Here is a 10,893-nt window from a genome sequence, read left to right on the forward strand (position 1 = left end):
AATTATGACCATCTCAGGGCAATATTTATATTACTTTTGCCCAACTCAATCACTTAAATACCCAGAGCAACGTAGTTTACCAGCCGCATTGATTTACTCAGCAATGCTTCATTTGTAAAACGAAATAGACAGACTCATAAAGCCCCCGGAAAGCTCTAGTTCCCTTGTCAGGGCAGATTAATGAGCAACTTCTGGAGTAGGCACCTACACCCAAGGCTTGCGGATGTGATTGAGGAGTTTGGTTACCTAGAGCCAACGCCGGTTCAGGAGAGGGCGATACCCAGGGTGCTCAGCGGTGTCAATGTCCTAATCACAGCGCCCACGGGCAGCGGCAAGACCGAGGCCGCCATGTTCCCAATAATGAGTGAGATACTAAGTGAGGGCTTAGCGGGTGGTGTTGCGGCGATTTATATAACGCCGGCAAGGGCGCTTAATAGGGACGTGAACGTTAGGCTAAGGGAGATAGCCAATAGGTTGGGCATAACCACCGCCGTTAGGCACGGCGATACACCGGAGAGTGAGCGTAGGAGGCAGGTTAGGGAGCCCCCCACGATACTCATAACCACACCCGAGACACTGCAGGTAATCCTAGTAATGAGGAGCATGAGGAGAGCCCTAAGGAATGTGAAGTGGATAATCATTGACGAACTACACGAATTAATGAACGATGAGAGGGGTGCCCAGCTATCCATAGCCCTGGAGAGACTCGTGAACATAGCCGGTGAGTACCAGAGGATTGGGCTCTCCGCAACCATTGGAAACACCGAACTAGCCAGTCAATTCCTAGCCGGCATAGGTAGGCAAGTGGAGGTGGTGAGTGTGGACGTGAGTAGGGAGATGGAGATAAGCGTGGAGTACCCCGAGGCATCCGAGGAGGATATGGGCTTAGCTGAGGAGTTAAATACCATACCCGAAACCGCCGCGAGACTCAGGAGAATCGCTGAAATAGTAAGTGGGCATAGGGCAACCCTGATATTCACGAACACGAGGGACGAGGCAGAACTACTGGGGCATAGACTCAGTAGAGTGATTGGTGATGACGCGGTCGGTGTCTACCACGGATCACTGGACAGGGAGGAGAGGGAGGGTCTCGAGGAGGGTCTGAGGAATGGTAGGGTCAGGGCGGTGGTCACCACGTCAAGCCTTGAGCTGGGCATCGACATTGGGCACGTAGACGCCGTAATACAGTACTCAAGCCCGAGGCAAGTCACAAAGCTAATCCAGAGGGTCGGCAGGAGCGGGCATAGACTTGGCAGGAGAGCCATTGGTTACGTAATTGCAAGGGACACCGACGATTACCTTGAATCCCTCGTAATCGCCAGGAAAGCCCTAAACAACGAGTTAGAGAGGGAGGTTGAATACCACGAGAAAGCTCTCGACGTGCTCCACCACCAGATCGCGGGCATGGTGATTGAAGCTAGGATCGAGGGCAGGACATTAACGATTAATGGCGTCCTAAACACAGTGAGGAGGGCACACCCATACAGGGAGTTAACGCCTGAGGAGCTCATGGATGTCTTGAGGTTCATGGAGGGTAGCAGACTCGTCAGGGCTAATGAGGACGGAACAATAACACCGAGGAGGGGGCTCCACAGGTACTACTTCGAGAACATATCCATGATACCAGACCAAAAACACTACAGGGCCAGAGACATGATCACAAACAGGGCAATTGGGGAGTTGGATGAGGAGTTCGTGGAGACCACAGAGCCAGAGACACAGATAATACTTGCGGGCAGGCCCTGGAGAATAGTCAGTATAGACCACGAAAAGAGGGAGGTAGTCCTAGAACCACTGAATCAAATCCTAAACGCAGTACCCACCTGGATCGGCGAGGAAATACCAGTACCAACCGAGGTAGCCCAGGAAGTATGCAGACTAAGGGATGAGTTAATAAGTACCATGACAAACGGTGCAGACCCAACCACGGTACTGAGAAACTACCCAACAGACGAAACCCCCAACCCACTCATCGAGGAGTCAAGACAGCAGGCAGGTACCGAGATCACGGAGTTCACCAACACCATAAACATTGAGTGGAGGGGTAGGGATTCCGTGATCCACGCATGCCTAGGCACCAAGGGAAACCAGGCACTAGCCCTATACCTGGCCAAGTACATTGGGCAGAGGTATAGGGTTGCCGTGACCTACGTGACCGACCCATACAGGGTACTCATAACAACACCAATAGGCATACCGCCCCAGGCAATCACCGAGGCCCTAAACCAAAGCCCGGACTACGTTGATGGGGAATTGAGAGATGCCATAAGAAGCACGAGACTGTATAAGTACAGGTTCATACACGTGGCGAGGAGATTTGGGGTGCTGCCGAGAGAATCCGTGGACGTGAATATCGAGAGACTAACCACGGCTCTTAGGGACACGGTTGTAGACAGGGAGGTCATCAGGGAAATACTAACCGAAAAAATAAACCCAACACCACTCAAGCAATTGATAAGCAAAATCAGGGAGGGGAGGATGAACATAAAGATCACTAAAGTCGAACAATACACACCAACAGCCCAACACATAATAAACCAAGCAAGCAAATACGACACCGCAATCCAAGGAATACCAACAACCACAATCCTACAACTACTAAAGAAAAGAATCGAGGAAAGGGAAGTAACACTACTATGCCTAAACTGCGGGTGGCACACTACCATGAAGGTAAAGTACATACCAGAACAAGTCAAATGCCCAAGATGCGGGATGAGACAAATAGCCGTACTAAAGTACGGAGAAGACTCACGAAGAACCTACGAAATAGCCAAGAAAGCCAGGAGAAACCAAAGACTAACAAAGGAGGAACAGGAAAAATGGCAAGAACTAACACAAACAGCTTTAGCAGTCCTACAATACGGCAAAAAAGCCATAATAGCCCTAGCAGCACACGGAGTAGGACCAACAACAGCAATACGAAAGGTCCTACCAAAAGCAAAGACAGAACAAGAACTCTACCAACAAATACTAGAGGCAGAACGACAATACCAAAAAACAAAACCCTTCTGGAACGAATAACAACACCAAAAACTACGAAGAAAAAACTTATAAAACACAAAAACAAGGAAACCAACCGCACAATGAGTCCCCAACCAAACCACCCGGGAACAGCCCGGGCGGAAGGTTGGGGATGATCCAACCCCAACCATACCCAAACCCAACTCCCGAACAAACCCCATCCCCAAGAAACCGGTTGATCCTGCCGGACCCGACCGCTATCGGGGTGGGGCTAAGCCATGCGAGTCGTACGCCCGGGGTCCGCCGGGCGTGGCGCACGGCTCAGTAACACGTGCCTAACCTACCCTCGGGAGGGGGACAACCCCGGGAAACTGGGGCTAATCCCCCATAGGGGAAGGGTGCTGGAAGGCCCCTTCCCCGAAAAGGACTGCGGTTGATCTACTGCAATCCGCCCGAGGATGGGGGCACGGCCCATCATGGTAGTTGGCGGGGTAACGGCCCGCCAAGCCGAAGACGGGTGGGGGCCGTGAGAGCGGGAGCCCCGAGATGGGCACTGAGACAAGGGCCCAGGCCCTACGGGGTGCAGCAGGCGCGAAAACTCCGCAATGCGGGAAACCGTGACGGGGCCACCCCGAGTGTCGCCCGAAGAGGGCGACTTTTGCCCGGTGCAAAAAGCCGGGCGAATAAGCGGGGGGCAAGTCTGGTGTCAGCCGCCGCGGTAATACCAGCCCCGCGAGTGGTCGGGGTGCTTACTGGGCCTAAAGCGCCCGTAGCCGGCCCGGTAAGTCGCCCCTGAAATCCACGGGCTCAACCCGTGGGCCGGGGGCGAAACTGCCGGGCTTGGGGGCGGGAGAGGCCGAGGGTACTCCCGGGGTAGGGGCGAAATCCGATAATCCCGGGAGGACCACCAGTGGCGAAGGCGCTCGGCTGGAACGCGCCCGACGGTGAGGGGCGAAAGCTGGGGGAGCAAAGGGGATTAGATACCCCTGTAGTCCCAGCTGTAAACTATGCGGGCTAGCTGTTGGGCGGGCTTAGGGCCCGCCCAGTGGCGGAGGGAAGCCGTTAAGCCCGCCGCCTGGGGAGTACGGCCGCAAGGCTGAAACTTAAAGGAATTGGCGGGGGGGCACCACAAGGGGTGAAGCTTGCGGCTTAATTGGAGTCAACGCCGGAAACCTTACCCGGGGCGACAGCAGGATGATGGCCAGGCTAACGACCTTGCCGGACGAGCTGAGAGGAGGTGCATGGCCGTCGTCAGCTCGTGCCGTGAGGTGTCCGGTTAAGTCCGGCAACGAGCGAGACCCCCACCCCTAGTTGCTACTCGGTCCTTCGGGACCGGGGGCACACTAGGGGGACTGCCGGCGTAAGCCGGAGGAAGGAGGGGGCCACGGCAGGTCAGTATGCCCCGAAACCCCGGGGCTGCACGCGAGCTGCAATGGCGGGGACAGCGGGATCCGACCCCGAAAGGGGGAGGCAATCCCGTAAACCCCGCCCCAGTAGGAATCGAGGGCTGCAACTCGCCCTCGTGAACGTGGAATCCCTAGTAACCGCGTGTCACCAACGCGCGGTGAATACGTCCCTGCCCCTTGCACACACCGCCCGTCGCGCCACCCGAGGGAGCCCCCAACGAGGCCTCTTTTCTCCAGGGTAATCCCTGGGGAGGGGAGGACGAGTTGGGGGCTCCCGAGGGGGGCGAAGTCGTAACAAGGTGGCCGTAGGGGAACCTGCGGCCGGATCACCTCCTCTGGGGATGGGGTGTTCAAAGGGAGTTGGGTTGGCACCTACTCTGACTAAACCACCATCCGCACCAGCAAGCCGCTCGGTGGATGGCTCGGCTCAGGCGCCGAGGAAGGGCGTGGCAAGCTGCGATAAGCCCGGGGTAGGCGCAGGCAGCCCTTGAACCCGGGATCCCTGAATGGGGCTTCCTACCTGGGCCGAATAGGCCTAGGTGCTCCGGGGTTTTCTCGGAGCGGGAACCCCCCGAACGGAAACATCTTAGTAGGGGGAGGAAGGGAAACCAACAGGGACCCCCTGAGTAGGGGCGACCGAAAGGGGGTTAGCCCAAACCAAATCCCTGCGGGATAACCGTGGGGAGATGTGGGGTTGAGGGCCCGGGTATCGCCGGGGCGGCCTAGCCGAAGTGGGCTGGAAAGCCCCGCCGTAGAGGGTGATAGCCCCGTAGGCTAAAGGCCGCCTGGCGGAGTCCCGGTGTCCCAGAGTACCACGCCTTGGTTTTGGCGTGGGAAGCCGGGGGCCACTGGTCTCTAAGGCTAAGTACGTCCTGAGACCGATAGTGCACTAGTACCGTGAGGGAACGCTGAAAAGAACCCCGAAAGGGGAGTGAAAAGAGCCTGAAACCGGGCGGCTAAAGGAGGGGCGGCCTGAAAGGATGCCTTCCTCCGAAGGAAACCGGGGTGAACCCGGGAGTACGAGGAGGAAGGTCCAAGGTCGCCCCTTCCGTCTAGAAACACGGGCCGGGGAGTTCCTGCCCGTGGCGAGCTTAAGGGGTTAAACCCCGAAGGCTTAGGGAAACCGAAAAGCCCGTAGCGGGGGTGACCCCGTGAGGGGCTGGGTCTTAATGGGCCCGTAGTCACGGGCGGGAGACCCGAAACCGGGCGATCTAGCCCTGGGCAGGGTGAAGCGGGGCGAAAGCCCCGTGGAGGCCCGAAAGGGTTCTGATGTGCAATTCGTTCCCATGACCTGGGGCTAGGGGCAAAAGACCAATCAAGCCCGGTGATAGCTGGTTCCCCCCGAAGCGGGTCCCAGCCCGGCCTCCCTGGAGGAGGCCCACGGGGTAGAGCACTGATCGGGGATGCAGGGGCCGAAAGGCCCCGGTCCCCGGTCAAACTCCGAACCTGTGGGCTCCGAAGAAGGGGAGAGGCGGGTTCCTCGGGGTAAGCCTGAGGGCCGAGAGGGAAACAACCCAGACCGAGGTTAAGGCCCCTAAGTGCGGGCTAAGTGTCAACCTAGAAGGGTGTCCCCCGCCCAAGACAGCGGGGCCGTGGGCCTAGAAGCAGCCATCGGCTAAGAAGTGGGTAACACCTTACCCGCTGAGGCGGGGGGCCCCGAAGATGTCTAGGGACTCAAGCCCGCCGCCGAGACCTCGGCCCGCGGATCGTTGATCCGCGTGGGGTAGGGGGGCGCGGCCATGGGGCAGAAGCCGGGCCGTGAGGTCCGGTGGACCCGTGGCCGATGCAGATCCCGGTGGTAGTAGCAGCGAAGAGGGGTGGGAACCCCCTCCGCCGGAAAGGACAAGGATTCCATGGCAACGATAATCAGCCATGGGTTAGCCGGTCCTAAGGTGGGGCCTAATTGGTACCTGCCGAAAGGGAAACGGGTTAATATTCCCGTGCCGTGGGGGTAGGTTTCGCGGCAACGCAAGCCCCATCTCCGACGCCTCGGGATAGGGTGGGCGGGGGAATACCCTGTTTAACCGCTGAAGGCCGGGGAGTGCCGTAATGGCGAGAACCGGCTGAAGGCGGGAATAGCCGGGCCTTGAGCCCGGTCCACTCGACTCCTGGGGCCCATGAAAAGGAGATGGGGAACGAGCCTCCACGACCGTACCGAGAACCGACACAGGTGTTCCTGGGTGAGAAGCCCAAGGCGGCTCGGGTGACCCCGGGCCAGGGAACTCGGCAAATTAGCCCTGTAACTTCGGGAGAAGGGGTGCCCGCGGCTCTGGTGTTTTCCCACTGGAACCGCGGGTCGCAGTGACAAGGGGGACCTGACTGTTTAACAAAAACATAGGTCCCCGCTAGCCCGTAAGGGTGTGTACGGGGGCTGAATCCTGGCCACTGGCGGTACGTGAAACCTGGGTACAACCGGGCGAAGCGCCGCTGAAGGCCGGGGGTAACTCTGACCCTCTTAAGGTAGCCAAATGCCTTGCCGGGTAAGTTCCGGCGTGCATGAATGGATCAACGAGGTCCCCACTGTCCCGGCCCGGGGCCCGGCGAACCCACCTCCGGGTGCAGAGTCCTGGGACCCCCGACGGGGCGAGAAGACCCTGTGGAGCTTTACTGCAGCCCGTCGTTGGGGTGCGGGAGGGGGTGCATAGTGTAGGTGGGAGCAATGAAGCGCGGTCTCTGGGCCGCGCGGATGCGCCAATGAAACACCACCCACTCTCTCCCGCACCCCTAACCTCGGGTAGCACTCGGGGGACAGCGGCGGGTGGGCAGTTCGGCTGGGGCGGCACACCCCTGAAAGGATATCAGGGGTGCCCAAAGCTCGGCTCAGGCGGGTCAGAACTCCGCCGTAGAGGGTAAGGCCAAATGCCGGGCTGACTGCGCCCTTGAACGCAAGGGGCGCAGGGGGGAAACCCGGGCCTAACGAACGCTCGTGCCCCCACCAGTGGGGGCCGGGCATGACAGAAAAGTTACCCCAGGAGTAACCGGCTCGTCGCGGGTGAGAGTTCCCATCGACCCCGCGGTTTGGTACCCAGACGTCGTCTCTTCCCATCCTGGGGGTGCAGCAGCCCCCAAGGGTGGGGCTGCCCGCCCATTAAAGGGGAACGTGAGATGGGTTCAGACCGTCGTGAGACAGGTCGGACTCTACCTGTCGGGGGTGCTGGCCGCCTGAGGGGAAGGTGCCCTCAGTACGAGAGGAACGGGGCGCCGCGGCCTCTAGTCTACCGGTTGCCCTACAGGGCAGAGCCGGGCAGCCACGCCGTAGGGGATAACCGCTGAAGGCATCTAAGCGGGAAGCCCTCCCCGAAAAGAGGCGGCCGCTCGGTGCCCGGTGGGGAAACCCGCCGGGTGCCGGGTGAGGGTCCCCGTAGAAGACGGGGTTGATGGGGTGGGGGTGTAACCCCCGAGGGTTTTCCCGAGGGGGGAGCCCGCCACTCCCAATCGCCCCAGGTGCGGGTGGTGGGGTCTAATGGGTGGGTGCCTGGGTGTGGTTGGGGTTGGTTTTGATTTGTATGGATTGTCTCTTTATGTTATTGGGGTGGGTCGATGATTCGTGATTGAGCCATTATTGTAAATGCTCCTAGCCCTTATTGCGGCATTATTGCGTGAATAGGGCATCAAAGCCAATACATGGTTCGTGTAGGGTTGCGGGCTTTAGGTTAAGGCTTGAGTGCACGTTTTCGTGCACTTTATTCGTGTTGATTTCAAAAGAATATTGAAACGTATCATGTTTCAGGAGAATTTCGATGCGTGACGTGTCTATACGTTGATTTTAAAAAGAATGTTGAAAGTCATAAACCGTTGCTGACCTAATGCGTTGCTCATCATTATTGCCCGTTAATTTTGATAGGATCATTGATGAATTTGATGCTAAAATTTGCCTGCCTTACGCCTTAATGATCATGCTTGTTTAAAATGCGTGGTGTTTTACAATGGTTTGCGGTTTATGCTCCTATAGACTACGTCCACTAGTTCCCTATGTATGGCTATTTTGGCGCTATGTGGGTCTGGGTTATCCCTGTCTATCCGCAGTGCTGTGTTTTCTTTATCAAGGCCTGCATGGGCTATTACGTTCCTATAATCGGAGCCTTGCATCACGTCCCACCGCTCCTCAAGTAGAGACTTAATCGGCATGTTTCCCTGCACGAAATCCTTTAACTTTGAGTATTTAATCCACTTATTTGTGAGTTGTTTCGCGTGGCTACTGGCTAGCACCACCTTAACCGTGTTTGTTGCGTTGTTAATCTCCGTATTCACTAACTCCCGGATTCCGCTTATGTACGTGTACTTATTCGCAACCTCCCTAAGCCTTCCAAGGTTTGTGACGACCACGTATTTATCACTGGGCGGTTTTGCCTCCACATTGCTGGTTAATTCATCGCGTATGTGTGCCGCTATCGTGAGTAGTGAGTGCATTGATACCACGGTCTCCAGCCAAGCCTCCCCACCAACGCCGCGCGCCTCGGCGTGGCTTATCACGACCGTGCGCTTGGCCCCATTGCCATCTATGACCACCCTGAGAGCTCTGTTGAGGTCCAGGGCCTTATCAAGCCAGTCCAGTACCTCGTTTATGGGTAGTAGCGGTAGTAGTGTGTGTACCGTTGTGGAGCGCGTCCAAGGCCACTAGGCCGCTCTTCCTGACCGCCTCGTTGAGCGTGCCCACCGTGTTTATGCTCAGCATTGAGAGGGCCTTGCATAGTGAGTATGCCTTGCCCAGGTTCTCCGCGGACACGTCGCGTATGCCTAGCGTGATGTCGTAATCCCTTAACTGCGGTGTGTATGGTTCTGAGTCTACGATCTTCACCGTCAGTTTCTCCGTACTGCTTGTTATGACGTATGTATATACGGCGAGACTTGCGTACCTAAGCATCATGGTTGGCATGTAATTAAGGCCGTGCGTTATGTCCATGATCACCTCACTAATGTCGCCTAACTCCCTCAATTTCCTGAGCACGGTCATATACGTATAAGCCCCGTAAAGGTTTATCGGGGCCTGCATATCCACGTAAACATTACCGGAACCCCTATACTTCATTGTTGCTGGTGCAACTACAAATGTGTCATCATCCTTGTTTAGCCATTTGCTGTCGAACTCCGTATCGACCCAAGCATTACGTAAGTGGTTCAGGACTCTCTCCCTAATTTTATCGGCGAACTCAGCGTAGCTAAGTTCGCCGGGTGTAAACTCCTCGTCACCATACATTGATGGGTGTAGGTATAGGGTTGATGGTATTAGGACCAGGACCTTAACGTCGCCGTTTGGCGCCAGGCTCTGTGCCACCGCGAATATGGATGTGTGCGACCTAATTACGTGGCCTCCGTACTCATACTTGACGGCATCGTAACGTGGGTCGCCCCAGCAGCCTATGATGAGTGTGGTACCCATGGGTTTAATACACACCATATATAGATAAAGCTTAACTAATGGCTTACCATCTAGGTGTTGCATCGGTGCTTTATTGATGACGGTGTGGAGCCCACTGTGGGTCTTACCGAGCAGGTGCGCTGGGGAGTTTACGGCAGGACCATTCACATTCACAACCATCAACGCCGAGGACCTCGCAGCAGGCCTCCTAGGGTTATTCAACAAGTGCGGCGTCCTGCCAATGATACATGTACCAGGCATAGCCAGGTTCGTAATCGATAGAAACCTCAACGCCAGGGTGATCGCAAGGCTCGATAACATCAACGAGGCCGTGGTGAAGGTAGGTAACCTAGGCCTGATACGGTATGTATTTCACCTAGCCTCAAGGCTTAACTGCAAGGGCGGTGAGTGCATTTTTAGGGGTGACGTCTCTATGCTCGACATAGAGAGGTTCAGGCTCAGGTTGCCAATATTCCAGTAAATTCCCAACCGCCCAATTTACCTTTAACGGAGGTTATCACGATCCTTAAATTACGTGACTTATCGTTAATTAGCTTCTCGGCAACACACTTGATGTAATTCTCCGCTAATTCTCGCACGTCTTTCGACCATTCCCTGAACCACGTAGATCTTTATCTCCACATTGATAAGAGACACTGCCCCACTCCAGTGGGTTTCCCCACGTCGCTATGTAAATCCTCCCCACACCACTCATACTAATTACCTATTAAATATAATTTCCTGAATCATCTCCTCACGACTACTTCACCACCTCCTCAATGTTTATCGCGCCATTGGTCTTAGCTCCTCCGTATCCAATATTGGTTGCGACTGATTTCGATAAGAGGGTGTAAAATGCATGTGTTTATTGCCTTGGTGCTTGTTTTGTCTTTGTGTTTGTTATTTTTATGTGTCCGAAGCCTATCGACCTCGTGGTGCCCGTGTTCATCAACTCTGCCAACCTCATCAACGCCCAGAACTGCCTCAGCCTACCCTCCCTCTTACTCCTTATCTCGTACTCAGCCCTACCGACGAAGCCCAACTGCGGTTGGTTGCTGTTTGGTAGTTTCGTGGACACCACCCTGCCGTAAATATCCCTCGTGTATACGTAATTATAGACCCACCTCAGGAGCCTTGGCCAGTCCCTGAACTCCCCATCGCCGATGG

Annotated in this window: 6 protein-coding genes and 2 rRNA genes; 4 read left to right on the forward strand and 4 right to left on the reverse strand. The window is 56.1% G+C overall.

Going from position 1 to position 10,893, the window contains the following annotated elements; genetic code table 11:
• The first annotated feature begins 180 nt into the window (after window positions 1–180).
• The 3 genes from ACP5L5_RS08130 to ACP5L5_RS08140 all read left to right on the forward strand — a co-directional run bounded on the left by ACP5L5_RS08130 (window position 181) and on the right by ACP5L5_RS08140 (window position 7,822).
• The gene (locus tag ACP5L5_RS08130) at window positions 181–3,021 is read left to right on the forward strand and encodes a DEAD/DEAH box helicase (protein ID WP_428762936.1); all 2,841 of its coding nucleotides are present in this window, start codon (window positions 181–183) and stop codon (window positions 3,019–3,021) included.
• A gap of 168 nt (window positions 3,022–3,189) precedes the next feature.
• A 16S ribosomal RNA gene (locus ACP5L5_RS08135) occupies window positions 3,190–4,702 on the forward strand.
• A gap of 53 nt (window positions 4,703–4,755) precedes the next feature.
• Window positions 4,756–7,822: ribosomal RNA gene (locus tag ACP5L5_RS08140) — 23S ribosomal RNA — on the forward strand.
• The 16S and 23S rRNA genes sit together here, the layout of an rRNA operon.
• A 466-nt stretch (window positions 7,823–8,288) precedes the next feature.
• On the opposite strand, the gene ACP5L5_RS08145 is transcribed toward ACP5L5_RS08140, so the two are convergent.
• Window positions 8,289–8,876: a hypothetical protein gene (locus tag ACP5L5_RS08145; protein WP_428762938.1), complete on the reverse strand. Its 588-nt coding sequence runs from the start codon at window positions 8,874–8,876 to the stop codon at window positions 8,289–8,291.
• A 31-nt stretch (window positions 8,877–8,907) separates the two neighbouring features.
• A complete protein-coding gene (locus ACP5L5_RS08150) occupies window positions 8,908–9,747 on the reverse strand; it encodes a CRISPR-associated DxTHG motif protein (protein ID WP_428762940.1) in 840 nt (279 codons plus the stop codon).
• A gap of 76 nt (window positions 9,748–9,823) precedes the next feature.
• Between ACP5L5_RS08150 and ACP5L5_RS08155 the strand changes: the two genes are divergently transcribed.
• The gene (locus ACP5L5_RS08155; protein ID WP_428762942.1) at window positions 9,824–10,207 is read left to right on the forward strand and encodes a hypothetical protein; all 384 of its coding nucleotides are present in this window, start codon (window positions 9,824–9,826) and stop codon (window positions 10,205–10,207) included.
• A 105-nt stretch (window positions 10,208–10,312) separates the two neighbouring features.
• Here ACP5L5_RS08155 and ACP5L5_RS08160 read toward each other — a convergent pair whose 3' ends face one another.
• Together ACP5L5_RS08160 and cas6 are read right to left on the reverse strand one after the other, a co-directional pair.
• Window positions 10,313–10,441, reverse strand: coding sequence for a hypothetical protein (locus tag ACP5L5_RS08160; protein ID WP_428762943.1), 129 nt, complete (start codon window positions 10,439–10,441; stop codon window positions 10,313–10,315).
• A gap of 150 nt (window positions 10,442–10,591) precedes the next feature.
• Window positions 10,592–10,893: CRISPR system precrRNA processing endoribonuclease RAMP protein Cas6 (gene cas6 / locus ACP5L5_RS08165; protein WP_428762945.1), on the reverse strand; the 302-nt coding region annotated here is incomplete at its 5' end.

Origin of the sequence: Vulcanisaeta sp. (assembly GCF_049966235.1) — an archaeon.
Classification (GTDB): Archaea; Thermoproteota; Thermoprotei; order Thermoproteales; family Thermocladiaceae; genus Vulcanisaeta; species Vulcanisaeta moutnovskia.